The following is a 16,206-nucleotide window of genomic DNA, read 5'->3' as shown; positions in this document are numbered from 1 at the left end:
TTAGTATATCCTTTACACGGGTTTATAATTAACCATCCTTGCAATATGCCAATAAACACGCGGTAATGCTTTTTTAAATGTATCGGGGGTTTCAAAAAAATGTTCGAGCGCCACAGCTGTAAAAACTTCATTGCTGCTAAAACCGTCATAATTAAAATAGCCAGACTCCATAATCCTGGCGCGGTTACGGGGATTATCAAGATAGTTTTGAAACTTATCATACAACATAGAATACAAGGAAGCCGTAGCATCAGATTCGTCTTCAATCCTGTACCACAAATGCAGTATGCGTGCAAACTGGTACAAGCCTATGTTTATGTTGTCGTTTTCATATTGCAACCCGGCATCAAACTCGGCCCAGGAAAAAACCACAGCTCCTGCTTTCGGATTAAATTCGCTATTGCTCCACTCACCTACCGAAGTTTCAAAAGTATCCGGATAAAGTATTACCGCATCAAAATACTCGGTTAGATAACTACGCATCCCAAAGGTGAGCATTACCCAGGTGGCTGCTACTTTAATTTTTACCTCGGTAGTAACCTCTACCCCACGCCCTGCTATAGTATACTTATCTGTAAACGATTTTACCCTGTGCCTAAAATAGCCTTTATGCTTTTCATCGAGCCTGCGGTAAAATGAGAAATTATGCTCTAACACAGCGCGCTCCTCATCAGTAACATCAAGCTGCGTATGGTAATAATGCACAAAAATTGGCTTTTTAAAAACCATCATATAAACCGAATCGGCAATACTGCCGAGGAGGTAAAAATAATCGCGATTACAATAAAAATAACAATTACGCCCACTACCATACTATACCGGTTTATAATTTATCATCTTGGAAATAATGGTATACAGTTCCGGCAATTTTTCATGGAACTCACCCGGGGTTTCAAAGAAAGTTTCCAGTGTCACCGCCATAAACTCGTGCTGGTTTGTAAATGCATAATTACGCAGATAGTCCAGTTCGGCCAGGTTACGCAACGTATCGGGACGGTTTACGTATGTAATTACCTCATCAAATTTTGATGCATAAAAATCTCCCGAAGCCCCGCCCTCATCGGTTGCTGTGGCACATACATGCAGTGCATGTGAAAACTCGTGCAACGCAAGGTTAATATTGTGTACGCCATGCTTCAGGCCTTCTTCAAAGTGTTTCCAGCTAAACACCACCGCACCCGCCGGATGGTTAAACTCTCCTTTATGCCATAGCCCGGTTACCGTGCTTTCATACACATCCGGGTACAGGATTATATGCTCAAAAATACTGGGAAGATACCTGCGCATACCAAAGGTGAGCATTACCCAGCTGGCAGCTACCTTTGCTTTCATTTCGGGGGTTATTACAATGCCCTCGCGCCCATGAAACTCATACGTTTTTATAAAACCGTGTACCCTGTGCCTGAAATATTTTTTATGCTTTGATGATAAATTACGATAAAAGGAAAAATCATCTTGCAGCACTTGCCTTAATGGTCCCGGAATATCTTTCTTAAACAGATAAAAGTGTACAAAGGGCGGCCTTTCGAAGTGTTTAACCCAAAATGTTTCTACCACATCCAGAAAAAGGTAACTAAATAAAAAGAGTGTAAGTGCCACAACGCTAAGACTTACTACCACAAGAAATATAAGCCCAACGGTATTTTCTTCCATAAGGTGTTTGTTATTGGTTGATCAATATAAACAAAAAACGGGGCAATGCCCCGTTTCGTATACTATTTCCTTATCAGTTTCTGAGTAACAGTACCTTTGTCTGTCTTAACAGAAACCATATACATACCCGGGCTTAAGCCACTAACATCAATAACATCATTATCTACTTTCGACATCAAAATCCTGCCTTGCAAGTTTATAATACTTATTTTTTGAACATTAATACCCTCTGCATGCTTTATATGCACCAAACCATCAGTTGGATTAGGAAAAACTGAAACCATTGATTCTTTTATCGTTTCACTGGTATTCGATGTTGGTGCTACAATCTCGGTACTGACCATATTAGTAATTATAGGTGCGTTGTAGTCAAAATAAATAGAAGCCTGGCCGTTAATAACATCTCCCACAGCAACGTTATCAACCGGCTTTATTTTAAAGGCAACAAAACCATGACTACCTGGCTCATCTGAAGCTTCATATGGTAAATTAATATCATTGAAAATAAAGTTAACATTATTGCTCTCCGTTATTTCAACCTTGTAATTGTGGCTGGAAGTTAACGGCATAAAGGTTGTCCAGTCAAGTTTTTCATCTATTATATCTTCTATGCGTACTGTAATGGCACTTGCAGAACCTGTATTCTGGAAACGGACAACATAATCCAGGGAACCCTGCGCCTGTTCTAATGTTATTTCACTGCCCTGCAATACCTGCTTATCATTCGGATCAAAGGCATTTACTACGGTTTGTGCTAATAGGAAGGTGTTATCTGCATGAGTATAATCATCAGTATCCGGTGTTACTGTAGCCGTAAATTCTAGCACATCTCCTCCGTTTACAGTTGGTGGTGGTGCTGTAAGCATTGAAAAAACTATTGTCTTAATTTCAAAGGGTTGCAAACTACTTATATTAAACGAGAGTAATCCTGCTATATTTGAAACCGGAGCTTCAGCGGCGTTTACAAAGCTTTGGAAATCTGTATTATATTCAAGACCAACGATGGCATTTGCTACTGTCTGTGTACCGATATTTTGTACAACAAGCTGATATTGGGCTTCAAACCCCGGACGGGCTTCGGAAACCGGTACAAGTGTTACATTAAGGTCATTCACCTGTTGGTTTGCGGTAAGGCAAAAATCTACTACTTCGCTATTTCCAAAACCTGTAAACGTTACTTCAGGTGAAACAGGGTCTGCAGAAATATAAGGGGGAAGGTTTAAAAGTGTTACAACATAAGATGTATCCTGAAGTGTAAGATTATATCCACCTTCACCATCTTGCATTGTAGTATATGAATATGTGCCATCATTTCCGGTAACTAATATATTTGAAATAATTATATCATTTACATCGCAACCATCAGCACTCTCATCAAAACGTATATTACCCGTTAAAGAATTTCCAACGCAGTTCTCACCTAAGCTGTCACCAATGAAAGTCCAACCGAGTTCATCAATTAAATACTCTCTTACACCTGCATCGCAAAAACTTACATATGCGGCACGAAAATATTTATTCTGTAGCCCTAATTCTGCAAATCTATAAAGAAGTGCGTCATAATTATTAGTACTTATAACACTATTGTAAAGAAACCCTCCGCTTGTTGCTGGGGAAAAAGAAACACCCTGATTAAATGTCCATTCTGAAAGATCCTGATCGAATGATTCTGTATTCATAAATGTCCCTATCATATTTAAAACATTTGACACATCCCATGAGTTTAATGGCTGGTTAAATGCATCTGCACTGTTAAACATATATTGCATGTTAGTAACAGAAGATACATTCCAATTATTCAATTGCTGATTAAATGCCCCTGCTCCGTAAAACATATATTGCATATCTGTAACTGATGAAACATCCCAGTCATCAAGTTCCTGATTAAATTGGTTGTTATAGCTAAACATGTCAGACATATTGACTACAGAAGAAACATCCCAATTATTAAGTGGCTGATTAAAATTGGTAGATTCAAATGTACTCTGCATATTAGTAACCGAGGAAACATCCCAATTGTTCAGTGGCTGGTTAAATCCTGTTCCGTAAAACATCTCCTGTATAGTTGCCACAGCAGAAACATTCCAGTTATTTAATGGCTGATCAAAATCATCTGCACTGTAAAACATACCTGACATATCAGTAACTGAGGAAACATCCCAGTCATTTACAGGCTGGTTAAAGGATGACGCAAACTTAAACATGCCTTGCATATTGGTCACAGAAGAAACATCCCAGCCGTCTATAGACTGATTAAACGCACTGGCTTGTTCAAACATCCCTTTCATATTTGTTACAGACGAAACATCCCAATCGGCTATAGGCTGATTAAAGTAAGTTTGGCTAAACATCCCTTCCATATTAGTTACAGACGAAACATTCCAGTTACCTATGGGATAATTAAATGATTCTGCACTATGAAACATATGTGCCATATTGGTAACTGAAGAAACATCCCAGTTATTTAATGGCTGATTAAAACCTGAACTTCTAAACAAACCTTCCATATTTGTTACCGTAGAAACATCCCAGTTATTTAATGGCTGGTTAATAGTTAAAACTCCATTAAACATATCTTTCATGCTTGTCACCATGCTTAAATCAGGTACATCTGTTGCAGCAATAGTAAGATTATTACAGCCTTTAAACGCTCCTTCCATAGATAACCATTGCATATCTCCCCACTGTTCCAAGGTTTTAATTTGGCTGGCAATAGTCAGAGAACCAAAATTAATCCAATGTACGGTACCGGAAACTGTAACCGTATAAGTCCCCGGATTTTCGTACGAATATGTGATTGTACCCGTTTGATTATAAAAAACCTGGCCATCACCAAAATCTACTGTATAATTATTACCGTCACCATAAACAGGTATAGTAACGTAAGGGAGATTTTCAAATACTTCAAAAGTCATTATTAACGGCTCCTGCCCGTAACAAAAGGACATGCCAAATACGCAGCAAATAAGAAGATAAATATTTTTCATGATTAGTTGATTTAATTCTTGAAAAATACTATTTTTTTAATCACATCAGTGAAAATATATAAAAAATTAATTAAAAAAGCCCGGATTACTCCAGGCTCATTTATAAAGCTTATAACATACTATTTCTTATGCGATAAAATTCCGGCTTTAAGTACCTGGCCGAATTCGTACATGTCTTCAAACGAACAGTACAAAGGCACCGGCGCCAGGCGGATAACGTTTGGCTCACGCCAGTCTACAATAACACCTGCTTTCATAAGATAGTCAAACAACTGGCGGCCTTCGCCATGCAGGAATACCGAAAGCTGGCAGGCACGTTCGTTTGGCTCTGCCGGGGTTATAATTTCGAAGTGGCCGTTTACCTCGCGGTCAATTTCGTGCAGTATAAATTCAAGGTAAGCCGTTATGCGGTCGCGTTTTTCTATAAGTGCGGGCATACCCACCTCGTCGAACATTTCTACTGAAGCAAGGTACGGCGCTAATGATATTACAGGGAGGTTACTCACCTGCCAGCCCTCGGCTCCACGAACCGGGTCAAACTGCGGTTCCATAAGAAAACGGCGCTGCTTGTTGTGCCCCCACCAGCCTGCAAAGCGCGGCAGGTCGGTATCGTTGTGGTGCATTTCGTGTACAAATATACCCGATGCATTACCCGGACCCGAGTTCATATATTTATAGCTGCACCATGCAGCAAAGTCCACATTCCAGTTGTGCAGCTCCAGGTGTATGTTACCCGCAGCGTGCGCAAGGTCCCAACCCACGTAAGCACCCGTTTCCTGTGCAGCTTTGGTTATGGTTTTCATATCAAAAACCTGCCCTGTGTAGTAGTTAACACCACCTATAAGCAGCAGGGCAAGCTCATCGCCCACCTCGGCTATTTTAGCAAGTACATCTTCCAGGCGTATGTTGTGCTCGCCCGGCCTGCGTTTTATTTCCACAATAGCATCGGCAGGATCGTACCCATGGAATTTTACCTGGCTTTGTATCATGTACTGGTCGCTCGGGAATGCTTTTTCCTCACAAAGGATTTTAAAACGCTTTGCCGTAGGCCTGTAAAACGACACCATAAGCAGGTGCAGGTTTACGGTAAGTGTATTCATTACAGTAACTTCACTTGGCAAGGCACCTACTACTTTACTCAGCGGTTGAGCAAAACGTTCCTGATAGTCCCACCATGGTTTATCGGCATAGAAATGACCTTCTACGGCAAGGTTTGCCCAGTCGTTCATAATTTCATCCACGTAAGCCTTAGTACGTTTTGGCTGCAGCCCCAGTGAGTTTCCTGTAAAGTAAATAACCTGTTTACCATTTACATGCGGAAAGATAAACTCATCCCTGTATTTAGCCAGTTTATCCTGAGCATCGAGTTGTTTTGCGTAGTCGCGTGTATTTTGAAAGTCCATTATGTTGTGTTTGTGTACGGTGCAAAAATAGAGAAATAAATTTTGGGTGCACACCATAATATACTTTGAATATATTTGTAAAAACTAACCCTAATGAAACGAGTGCTTTCTATAACATTATTGGCTTTGCTTACCTTATATTCCTGCGCAAAAAAGGAAACCACCGCCCCCGTTGCCGTTTATTCACCATCGGGCGACACCACAGCAACCATAATGGATACACTGCGGGTACAGGAAGAATTTCCTCCCGAGCCTGAAAAGATTTTTGAACGGGATACAGTTATTATAAAAAGTAAACATGAAACGCTAAATAAAACTGAACTATATGATGCCGAAGGCCGCCTGGGAAATGTAATGCTGAAGTATGTTATAAAAACACAACCGGAGAGCAGCTACCGCTACCTGCTGGGGTATGAAAAAACATCGGGCAAAAAAGCGCTTACGATACTGTTGCAGGAAAATGAAATTACGGCTTATGCGCTGCGCTATGATAAAGAGGAGGAATTCCACTCGATGGTTGTACACACTTTTGAACCGATGAAAATTACATTTGAAGGTATTGATGAAGTTATTAACCTTGGTTTCGGCTTCCCTGCCTGTGGCTACGGTACTACCGGATTATTTTTTATGCGCCAAGGCAAAACACTTATAAAGGGACTCAGCACTTTTTCTATCGCTGAAGTGGGGACCGATTATGACGATTATGAGATTATACCCCCGACTGATGCCTCGGAAAATGAAATATGGATAAAGCATACCACGGGATATTTGAGCGACGATGATGAGCCGGATAAAGAATACACCAACGAAACAAAACGCTACATATGGAAGAACGGCAAAATAGTATTAAAGCCCTGAAATTTGTAAAGAAAAACTAAAAACCCCTGTCCGTTTCCGGCACAGGGGTTTCCCTTAGTTATAAATAGTTTTTGGTATTATTTCATTATAATTTTTTTCTCACTTGTTCTACCGTTTTCAAGCATCACTTTCACAATAACCACCTGTTGACTGGCAGATACATTTGCGTTAAATGTTGTATTGTTTACGTTAGCTTTGCTAAGCAGTTCTCTTCCAAGTATGTCATAAGCAGCTACTGATTGTATAGGCTCGTCAGATACTACTTTCAGTTCTCCGTTTGTACCGTAAATGATTACACTGTTTTGCGTAAGCTGAGGCGCATCGGTGCCTAATGCCTGAGCACTGTATATCACTTTAAAACGCTCGTTATACACTCCTGTTTCTGTAGAAAAGGTATAAGCACCATTTTTAAGGTTAAATACTATACCTTCGGTAGTGTCCCACACAAATACCGGCTGCTGCTCATCTGCAAATATACCGTCGGTATCGGTAAGCGATATACTAAATGTACCTGCAATGTTTGCTTTAATACCTATCGGCACTATATCCAGGCTGTTAAACTCAGGGCGAGCCTGTATAGCCAGGTTATTTTCTCCTTGTATAGAGTAGATATTAATACTATTGTCTACTATCGATTTTCCGTCAAGTCCATTGTCATAGTTCAGTGTAGCTTCAGATGTATAACCGATGGCTGCCTGAGTAAAAGAACCATTTACATCTGTAACATTAAGGTAGTACTTAGACGCCTGTACAGTTTGTGCCGATTTAAAAAACTGGTTACTGCTGTTACCATACCTCATGCTGTTAGTAAATACAACGTTTCCACCATTTTTAGCTTTTACTATAAAGCCTTGTGCTGTATTTAGGTAACCGTTAGGGTTTACGGCATATTCATTTTCGCCACCCGGAGCTGTGTTTGCGACATAGGCAAACTTAGTAAGTATAGAATAGCTACTTTGGGTAGCATTGTTTGTCTTTCTCCAAATCCATAGTGTTCCTTCCATGTTATCTATGTTAGCATCTATAAATGCATTTATGCTTATTGGCGATGGGTAAGGATTACCTATGGCATTAAAGTTTTTCCATGCAGCATCATAAGCCAATGCTTTTGTAATGGTTCCGTTGTGTGGTGTACCTGTAAATATTCCTTCAAACACTGTTGGTGTTGTTGTAGAGTGATTATTAGGCACACGTATAAGGTAACCTTTTGCTGTTTCAAAATTGTTTTCGACAATTACAGATTGATAATAACTTTCCTGTGTATTATACTCATAAAAACGTGTGGTTATGGTATTAGGAGAGAAAGCCAAAAGTTGCTGGTTGTCTACCGGAGATGACCATATGGTATAATCAAGCCTTTTCAGCTTAGAACTATTTCTGTGTACTTCTACATTACCTTCGTTTGCTACCTCATCAGTTTGTAAAAGAGAGGCTTTATTTTGCAATATCATCCTTGCAGTAGCATCTACGGTTACTTTACCTTTTACTGTAAGGTTTACACCCGAATTTACTGTAAATACTGCCGTGTTTTTAACCTGGCAAGAACATACGCTTAAATCTGCATCAAGGGCAAGGTCTGCTTGTACTTCTATTGCAGTTGCAGCTGTAGGAGTGCTGCTCCATGCACCATTCCAAATTACCGGGGCAGGAACGTTTAGTTGTAGTGCAGGAGTAGCAGATGCTACACATGTACCATTTTGCACTATTGCCCTAAAGTATTTTGTTGTGCTAATCATGCCTATCTCAGCAGGAGTAAGCACTGCATTAGTACTTGCTATATCAACTACCCCTTGTGTAAAGGCTGCATCGTTAGCCGATTGCCATTTAATTATATTACCTACATAACCGGTAAGGGTAATTGCTGCCGGCATGCTGTTTTTACAAACCGAAGTTACAGCCGATGTTAATACTCCCGGTACTGTTACCGCCGCATTTACCGTAAAAGTTACAGCAGCTGTGTAGGTGCTACAGGTAGTATTTTTTATACGAACCCAGTACGTAGTAGTTTGCTGAGGGGCTACTGTTATAGTGGCGCTGGTAGCACCTGCAATAATGTTAGCGCCTACGGTACCAGTACCCCATTCGTACACGGCATTTGTACCTAACACACCTCCGGTAGCTACAAGTGTAGCGCTGCCACCACATTGTGTAGCCGAAGGACCGGTTATGGCCACAGGAGCTGTACTTGATATACCAAGAGGAGTTACTATCATTGTGGCATGAGATGAACCATAATTTTCGTGCACCCTGAATTCTATTGTTGAGTTAGCGCCAAGCTGATAAGTACCGGCAATGTCATTTACAAGGGCCGTACCGCTCCATGCCGTTTTAGACCATACTTTTGTGCCATCTATATAAAGCTCTGCATCATCATCCCAACGGGTAAATGATATTTGATAAGAACCGCAATCAAACCCCTTACGTTTATAAACTAATACAAAGTTATCATTTGGCACAGGGCATCCCAGATAACCTATCGCAGCCGATGGCGACAATGTATCAGCCCAGCTGTTTGTACCTGTCATGGTATCAAACCCTAAGGTATTTTGTGTATAATATCCTAAGTAATTAGCACCAGATAATGTAAGGCTTGTACCTGAGTAGGCATAAGCATTCCACTGGTTGCTGCCAAACTCTGAAGGATTACCCGGGGTGGCAGTGGCCACTACCGTAGCTGTAGCAGCTGCGCTGTAAGCTGTACAGGTATTAAAGTTAGCTATCCTTACCCAGTAAGATGTAGTACTGGCAGGAGCTACTGTTATTGAAGCACCAGTTTGCCCTGAAATAATGTTTTCTCCTGCAACACTGCCTGTACCCCACTGGTATACTGCAGTACCTGCTATACTTCCACCTGTAGCTGTAAGTGTAGTAGACAGCGTAGAACAATTTAATATAAGGTTTCCTGAAATGGATGTAGGAGCCACTGTGGCAGGCGCAATGTTTAACACGCTGTAAGCAGCAGAATAAGCATCTCTCGACCTTACTTCGATGGTTGAATTCTGGTCAAGGTCATACACGCCTATGGTATAGTTAGACCCTCCGTAGTAACCAAACCATACCTGGGTACCATTTACATACACTGCTACTTCATCATCCCAAGATGTCATTTTTAAAGTATATTTTCCGCATGGGAAACCTTTACGTTTGTATACGTACGTAAAATAATCGTTTGGTATGGTACATCCCTGCCAGTTAGTTGCAGACGATGGAGACAAAGCAGTACCCCATGCAGCAGTAGTATCAAAACCAAGAGTATTTTGAGTATAATATCCTAAGTAAGTAACCGATGAAAGGCTCATACTACTTCCGTTATATCCATAAACATTCCAGCTGTTATCACCAAAAACTGATGGATCACCCGGTACAGGAGTATAGGTTACTGTGGTATATACAGCATCACTTATAGGAGTACAGTTTGTATAATTAATAAGCCTTACCCAGTAAGTAGTAGTAGCTGTAGGCGATACTGTTAAGGTAGCAGCAGACTGACCTGAAAGTATATTTTGGCCCGCAACAGCACCGGTTCCCCATTGGTAAGCAGCTGTTCCGTTAATGGTACCGCCGGCTGCCGTTAAGGTTGTAGAAGTAACTCCGCAACCCAGGCTGGTTACCCCTGTTATAGATGTAGGCGGAACCGAAGTTACAAAGTTAAGCACCGCATTAGCACTACCTGTAATTTCCCTTACCCTAACCTCTACGGTAGAGTTTTCATTAAGGCTGAAAGAACCTACAGCCGAGTTTGTTCCCTGGCCTCCCCATGTAGCACTGTACCATACCTGTACACCATCTACATACACTATTGCCTCATCATCCCATTGTGCCATTGTAAGAACGTAGTTTCCACAAGGAAATCCTTTGCGCTTTGCAACAAAAGTAAAATAGTCGGCAGGCACTGTACAACCCTGGTAACCCGTAGCTGATGAAGGCGAAACACTACTACCCCATGAATTAAGGGTATTTAGGCTAACACCACTTTGGGTATAACTACCCATATAAGGTAAAGTAGTTACATCGAGGTTGCCACCATTGTAGCTATACACATTCCATGTGTTAGCCCCAAAAGCAGATGGATCTGTACCACGGCCTGTTACTGTAACCGTAGCAGTAGCCGCAGCTGTATAACCTGAGCATGGGGTAGCATTTACCCTGCGTACCCAATATGATGTGGTAACTGCCGGAGCCACTGTTATAGAAGCAGCCGTTTGACCTGATATAATATTCTGACCCGCTACGCTGCCAGTACCCCATTGATAGGTAGCACCAACACCGGCAAAACCACCGGTAGCAGTAAGTGTTGTAGAAGTTGTAGCACAATCAAGAGCAGTAGTACCAGCTATTGATGTAGGCGCAGTAGAATCACAAGAAAGCGATGTTATGCTAAAACTAACCCTTGAACTACCTGTTGCTTCAAAATACTCATAAACAAGATTAGAGCTGCCACTAAGGTATACTGTTGCAGTTTTTGTGGTATAGCCATGCAGTGTCCAGTCGCTTAATGAAGTAGTCCAGGTGCTGCCCCCATCAAGGCTAAGACGGTAACCGTCATCGGCCCCTACAGTAATAGAATAGTATCCGGCTGCATACGTTTTATTCATTTTAAAACGTATGGTATAATAATCGGCATAAGTACCACATATGTTAGTACCGCTAATGGCTGTTGTACCCGGATTAAAATCAAATGATTCTACCTGGGTATTGTAACCACGATATGTAAACGCCGAAACACTTGCAGGAGGGCTCGAAAAATATCCTCCATTTGAATATATATAACCCGTCCATTGATTTTGTCCATAGGTTACCTGATCTCCGGGTGCCGTGCACTGTGCATTTGCATTAATAGAAATCATTATGGTGACTATACACACCAGTGTTTTAATAATTTTACCTGTAAATTTGGGTAGCAGTTTCATCATTAGTATTTTTTGCTGTCTTACAACTTTGTTAAATTCTACCCGACGAAATTACTACAGCAATTACCGCTACTCCCTCATTATTCGTTTAACACATATTAACATTCGGCGAATGGTAAGAAACGGACGACAAATAGCGCAAAACACTTGTTTTAACCGATTAATTAACCATTCATCGAATATTTGGTCATCTATTTATTAGTTAAACAACACTACCAATAAAACAATAATCTGACTTAACTATACCTAATGGCTCCTAATTATAGATTGTGAAATATTACATAAATTCTTACACTAATTTACCCTGAATTATCCATAAAAAAACGGCTCCGTATTCCGGAGCCGTTTAAGTATATAGTGTAAGCCTGATTACAGTATAAGCATAGCATCACCGTAGGTATAAAAACGGTAACCTTCTTTTACTGCTTCTTCGTAAGCTTTTTTCATAAGATCGTGACCCATAAATGCCGAAATCATCATTAGCAGGGTACTCTTAGGTGTGTGGAAGTTAGTAATCATACAATCGGCCACGCTAAAATCATACGGAGGGAAGATGAACTTGTTTGTCCAGCCTACATAAGGGTTAAGCGTTTTAGATGACGAAACTGAACTTTCCATAGCACGCATGGTTGTAGTACCTACTGCACATACTTTGTGCTTGGTTGTTTTGGCTTTATTTACCACGTCGCAAGCTTCCTGGGTAATGATAAGCTCTTCCGAGTCCATTTTGTGCTTACTAAGGTCTTCCACCTCTACAGGGTTAAAGGTACCAAGGCCCACATGCAGGGTAATCTCGGCAAAATTAAGTCCTTTTATCTCCAGCCTCTTAAGCAGGTGCTTAGAGAAGTGAAGGCCTGCAGTAGGCGCTGCTACAGCACCTTCTTCCTTAGCGTAAATGGTTTGGTAACGCTCAGCATCTTCCGGCACTACCTCGCGGTTAATGTACTTAGGTATTGGTGTTTCGCCAAGCTCAGTAAGTTTGTTGCGGAACTCTTCATAACTACCATCATAAAGGAAACGCAGTGTACGGCCACGGCTGGTAGTGTTGTCTATAACTTCTGCCACAAGGCTGTCGTCATCGCCAAAGTAAAGTTTGTTACCTATGCGTATTTTACGGGCCGGATCTACCAGTACGTCCCAAAGGCGCTGCTCGCTGTTAAGCTCCCTTAAAAGGAAAACTTCAATACGTGCGCCGGTTTTTTCTTTATTACCATAAAGGCGTGCAGGAAAAACCTTGGTGTTATTAAGCACCATAACATCGCCTTCATCAAAATAATCAATAACATCTTTAAACAGGCGGTGCTCTATGGTACCCGTTTTACGGTCTACCACCATAAGCCTTGATTCGTCCCTGTTTTCTACCGGAAATTCTGCTAAAAGTTCTTTTGGCAGGTTGAAATTGAAGTTAGATAATTTCATTTCTCTATTTTAAATTGCGTGCAAATATACTATCCTGAAACAGGGGTTGTCAAGTGTTTTGGGATTTATTTTACTAAGCTTTTAGCTATTAATGCTCAGCAGCCTGTTTAGTACTGAAGATATTTCTCTTTCCTCACCCCGGCCTGCTCTAAATTTGCCACTATTTGTGCAATTACATCATTGCTCCATTCCACAGGCATAAAAATCAGCTCGCCCCTGTAATACAATGACAGCTTACGTTCCACCCTGGATTGCAGCCCTGAGGCATACGGATCGTTGTAATAAGACAAGGACTCTGTTTTATAAAACATGGCTTTCTTTTTAAAACCTTCCCAGTAATAAAAAGTAATACCGTCTTCCTTAAAATAAATAGCCCTAAGGTTTTTTTGATAAAACTCTCCAACTGAAACAAAAAGTAAAACCACTCCTAAAAAGGGTGTAAAAATCCATTCTTTAGCAATAAAAATTATAAAAACTAAAGGGAATGCAACAGCTGCAGCAAAATTGTAATAAATGTAATTCGGATTTCTTTTATAAAGCATATTTTTAGCAGTTAGTTATAGCGGTCAGCTTTCAGCCATCAGCCCTTCACAATGGGCTAAAAGCTGAGAGCTAATGGCTGAAAGCTTTAACCTCAAACCCCAGCTTCTCCATATCCTCCCAAAACGTAGGGAACGACTTGCTTACTACACCGGCATCTTTTACCACAAACGGCACTTTTAGCGCCAGCGGTGCAAATGCCATAGCCATACGGTGGTCGTTATAGGTGGCTACTTCAACGGCCTCCCCCAGCCCCTCCAAAGGAGGGGTGCCAGCTTCACTCGAATCTTCTCTGTCTGTTGGATTTTGAGTGAAGCTCTCCCCCCTCTCCTTTGGAGGGGGGTCGGGGGTGAGGCTTAAACTGTCATTGGTAACGGTAACCTCTGCACCAAATTTACCCAGCTCGGCTTTTAGGGCTTCAAGCCTGTCGGTTTCTTTTATTTTAAGGGTATGCAGCCCCGTTAAGTGACAACCTATACCCAGTGCAAAACAAGTTACCGCTATGGTTTGCGCAATATCGGGCGTGTTGTTTAATTCTTGGTTGATAGTTGTTAGTTGTTGGCCTTCACGGGTCAAAACAATACTATTATCATTATAAGTTGTGCTTACCCCAAAGTCTTTATAAATATCAGCCAAGGCACTATCGCCCTGCAAACTGTTTTCCTTGTACGCCGAAAGGGTAATGCTTGTACCCACTTCGCTTAACGCCACTATACTGTAAAAATACGATGCCGAACTCCAGTCGCTTTCCACTACAATGGTAGACGGTTGTTGGTTGTTGGTTGTTGGTTTCACCGTAATGATGTTACCGTCAAACGTATTTTCTATACCCACTTCATCGAGCAGGCCGAGGGTCATTTTTATGTAAGGGATGGATGTAAGTTCGCCCTCAAGGGTAAGTTCCAGTCCGTTTTCAAGCTTGCCTGCTATTAGCAATAATGCCGTAATATACTGGCTGCTTACATCGGCCTTGATAGACGCTTTGCCCCCTGCTAATTTTTTACCATTTATTTTTAACGGCGGATATCCTTCGTTGCCCGCATACTCAATATCGGCGCCCAAGCTGCGCAGTGCATCTACCAGTACACCTATAGGGCGTTCTTGCATGCGCTGGCTACCGGTAAGCAGTACGCTTCGGCCTTCGCTTTGTGCAAAGTAGGCCGTAAGGAAACGCATGGCGGTACCTGCGTGGTGTATATCTACTACATTACCTGTACTGGCCAGTGCCCCCTGCATGGCTATACTGTCGTCACTCTCTGATATGTTTTGTATGCTAATGCCCGGGTACAACGCCTGTAACAGCAGCAGCCTGTTAGTTTCACTTTTACTGCCTGTTATTTTTACTGAAGACGTTGTTACAAGTTTGGGGCAACTTATTTTTATATCCATGTTGTTTTACTTTTTTGAAGGGCTGTTTTCCTGCTTCTTTTTCCTTTTCATGAAAAACACCTGGGCAGCGGTTATTAATACCGTCCATAGTATAATAAACCACCACCTAAAGCCCTTATCGCCCGAAGTTACCGCCTCTATAAGGCACCCAATACCAAAGTTGATAAGGGCTGCGGTAACCACATTGGCTAATTTTATCTTTGAAGAAGTTTCCATTACTTCAGTTTCTCGTTGTTATGGTGGCGGTCGTGGTCGCGTTTGGTTTTAAGTTCCATTTTCTTGTCAAATGCCGCCTGAAGGTCTACCCCGGTTTGGTTAGCCAGGCACAGCACTACAAATACCACATCGGCCAGTTCCTCGCCCAGGTCTTTGTTTTTGTCGCTTTCCTTTTCGCTTTGCTCACCATAGCGGCGGGCTATAATACGGGCTACCTCGCCTACCTCTTCGGTAAGTTGGGCCATATTGGTCAGTTCGTTAAAATAGCGTACGCCGTGTTCTTTTATCCAGTTGTCAACGTCGAGTTGCGCGTTTTTTATGTCCATTGCTGTTGTAATATTGAAAAGTTGTAAAGTTACAAAGTTAGGAAGTTACAAAAACTCAAATTTGTCAAGTTTTAAAATACACCCCTGCTAATTACCTTAATTTTATTCTTATCACTAACTTCTAATGTAATATTTGCATTAGTAATCGACAGGAAAAAGCTAAAGTTCGTTGCCTTTTTTAATTTTTCGGCCTTAAATAAAACAATCTTGTTCGCGCCTTTAATTACCGTTTCATTTACTCCCACTTTAAAATCAGGAACCCTTATTTTAAAAATTTTCCCGTTTATATTTAAAGCATCGCAATTATTAAATAAGCCTGTATTATCATATAAAACAACTTCCGTATCAATAATTTCATCACAATGAATAAACTCCTGAAATTCTTTAGATCTCAGGCATACGGCTAACTTATCACAATCCTGCCCCAACGGAGGCGGATTATAATTTGCAGAAATAAGAACCAATATAGAAAAAAGTAAAACCTTCATATTTATGAACCATCAAT

At 41.1% G+C, this 16,206-nt stretch carries 12 protein-coding genes; 1 reads left to right on the top strand and 11 read right to left on the bottom strand.

The window, feature by feature from the left end; translation table 11 throughout:
- Positions 1-12: 12 nt before the first annotated feature.
- From ACLI1A_RS02020 to kynU, 4 genes are all read right to left on the bottom strand, one after another.
- On the bottom strand, positions 13-732 hold the full coding sequence (locus ACLI1A_RS02020) for a zinc-dependent peptidase (protein WP_411405550.1): 720 nt from the start codon (positions 730-732) through the stop codon (positions 13-15).
- 81 nt (positions 733-813) lie between these two features.
- Positions 814-1,653 carry a zinc-dependent peptidase gene (locus tag ACLI1A_RS02015; protein WP_411405548.1) on the bottom strand — a complete coding sequence of 280 codons (840 nt, stop codon included), beginning with the start codon at positions 1,651-1,653 and terminating at the stop codon, positions 814-816.
- A 62-nt stretch (positions 1,654-1,715) separates the two neighbouring features.
- Positions 1,716-4,640 (bottom strand): BspA family leucine-rich repeat surface protein, encoded by a 2,925-nt coding sequence (locus ACLI1A_RS02010; RefSeq protein WP_411405546.1) that lies wholly within the window; start codon positions 4,638-4,640, stop codon positions 1,716-1,718.
- A gap of 119 nt (positions 4,641-4,759) precedes the next feature.
- A complete protein-coding gene (kynU, locus tag ACLI1A_RS02005; protein ID WP_411405544.1) occupies positions 4,760-6,043 on the bottom strand; it encodes a kynureninase in 1,284 nt (427 codons plus the stop codon).
- Between the two features lie 93 nt (positions 6,044-6,136).
- On the opposite strand from kynU, the gene ACLI1A_RS02000 reads away from it, so the two are divergent.
- A complete protein-coding gene (locus ACLI1A_RS02000; protein WP_411405542.1) occupies positions 6,137-6,901 on the top strand; it encodes a hypothetical protein in 765 nt (254 codons plus the stop codon).
- A gap of 77 nt (positions 6,902-6,978) precedes the next feature.
- Here the strand turns inward: ACLI1A_RS02000 and ACLI1A_RS01995 are convergent, their stop codons facing one another.
- From ACLI1A_RS01995 to ACLI1A_RS01965, 7 genes are all read right to left on the bottom strand, one after another.
- Positions 6,979-11,814 carry a T9SS sorting signal type C domain-containing protein gene (locus ACLI1A_RS01995; protein ID WP_411405540.1) on the bottom strand — a complete coding sequence of 1,612 codons (4,836 nt, stop codon included), beginning with the start codon at positions 11,812-11,814 and terminating at the stop codon, positions 6,979-6,981.
- 366 nt (positions 11,815-12,180) lie between these two features.
- Entirely contained in the window at positions 12,181-13,230 is a 1,050-nt protein-coding gene (gene queA / locus ACLI1A_RS01990; RefSeq protein ID WP_411405538.1) for a tRNA preQ1(34) S-adenosylmethionine ribosyltransferase-isomerase QueA, read from the bottom strand.
- 107 nt (positions 13,231-13,337) lie between these two features.
- Positions 13,338-13,655: a hypothetical protein gene (locus tag ACLI1A_RS01985; protein ID WP_411405536.1), complete on the bottom strand. Its 318-nt coding sequence runs from the start codon at positions 13,653-13,655 to the stop codon at positions 13,338-13,340.
- A 187-nt stretch (positions 13,656-13,842) separates the two neighbouring features.
- A complete protein-coding gene (locus ACLI1A_RS01980; RefSeq protein WP_411405534.1) occupies positions 13,843-15,159 on the bottom strand; it encodes a 3-phosphoshikimate 1-carboxyvinyltransferase in 1,317 nt (438 codons plus the stop codon).
- A gap of 6 nt (positions 15,160-15,165) precedes the next feature.
- A complete protein-coding gene (locus tag ACLI1A_RS01975) occupies positions 15,166-15,375 on the bottom strand; it encodes a hypothetical protein (protein ID WP_411405532.1) in 210 nt (69 codons plus the stop codon).
- Positions 15,375-15,701, bottom strand: a complete 327-nt coding sequence (locus ACLI1A_RS01970) for a nucleotide pyrophosphohydrolase (RefSeq protein ID WP_411405530.1) — start codon at positions 15,699-15,701, stop codon at positions 15,375-15,377. Before ACLI1A_RS01970 ends, ACLI1A_RS01975 begins: the two co-directional genes overlap by 1 nt.
- Positions 15,702-15,772: 71 nt before the next feature.
- On the bottom strand, positions 15,773-16,189 hold the full coding sequence (locus tag ACLI1A_RS01965; protein WP_411405528.1) for a hypothetical protein: 417 nt from the start codon (positions 16,187-16,189) through the stop codon (positions 15,773-15,775).
- Positions 16,190-16,206: the final 17 nt, after the last annotated feature.

This window comes from Flavobacterium sp. RHBU_3 (genome assembly GCF_046613565.1).
Taxonomy (GTDB): domain Bacteria; phylum Bacteroidota; class Bacteroidia; order Flavobacteriales; family Flavobacteriaceae; genus Flavobacterium.
The sequence above is the reverse complement of the archived record's forward strand: the minus strand, read 5'-3'. Positions and strand labels throughout refer to the sequence as shown.

Bases quoted from the DNA above. Each gene is read 5' to 3' on its own strand.
- ACLI1A_RS02000 (WP_411405542.1), top strand. From the start codon at position 6,137: ATGAAACGAGTGCTTTCTATAACATTATTGGCTTTGCTTACCTTATAT.
- ACLI1A_RS02015 (WP_411405548.1), bottom strand. From the start codon at position 1,653: ATGGAAGAAAATACCGTTGGGCTTATATTTCTTGTGGTAGTAAGTCTT.
- queA (WP_411405538.1), bottom strand. From the start codon at position 13,230: ATGAAATTATCTAACTTCAATTTCAACCTGCCAAAAGAACTTTTAGCA.
- ACLI1A_RS01965 (WP_411405528.1), bottom strand. From the start codon at position 16,189: ATGAAGGTTTTACTTTTTTCTATATTGGTTCTTATTTCTGCAAATTAT.
- ACLI1A_RS01975 (WP_411405532.1), bottom strand. From the start codon at position 15,375: ATGGAAACTTCTTCAAAGATAAAATTAGCCAATGTGGTTACCGCAGCC.
- ACLI1A_RS01980 (WP_411405534.1), bottom strand. From the start codon at position 15,159: ATGGATATAAAAATAAGTTGCCCCAAACTTGTAACAACGTCTTCAGTA.
- ACLI1A_RS01970 (WP_411405530.1), bottom strand. From the start codon at position 15,701: ATGGACATAAAAAACGCGCAACTCGACGTTGACAACTGGATAAAAGAA.
- ACLI1A_RS02010 (WP_411405546.1), bottom strand. From the start codon at position 4,640: ATGAAAAATATTTATCTTCTTATTTGCTGCGTATTTGGCATGTCCTTT.
- ACLI1A_RS01995 (WP_411405540.1), bottom strand. From the start codon at position 11,814: ATGATGAAACTGCTACCCAAATTTACAGGTAAAATTATTAAAACACTG.
- ACLI1A_RS02020 (WP_411405550.1), bottom strand. From the start codon at position 732: ATGATGGTTTTTAAAAAGCCAATTTTTGTGCATTATTACCATACGCAG.
- kynU (WP_411405544.1), bottom strand. From the start codon at position 6,043: ATGGACTTTCAAAATACACGCGACTACGCAAAACAACTCGATGCTCAG.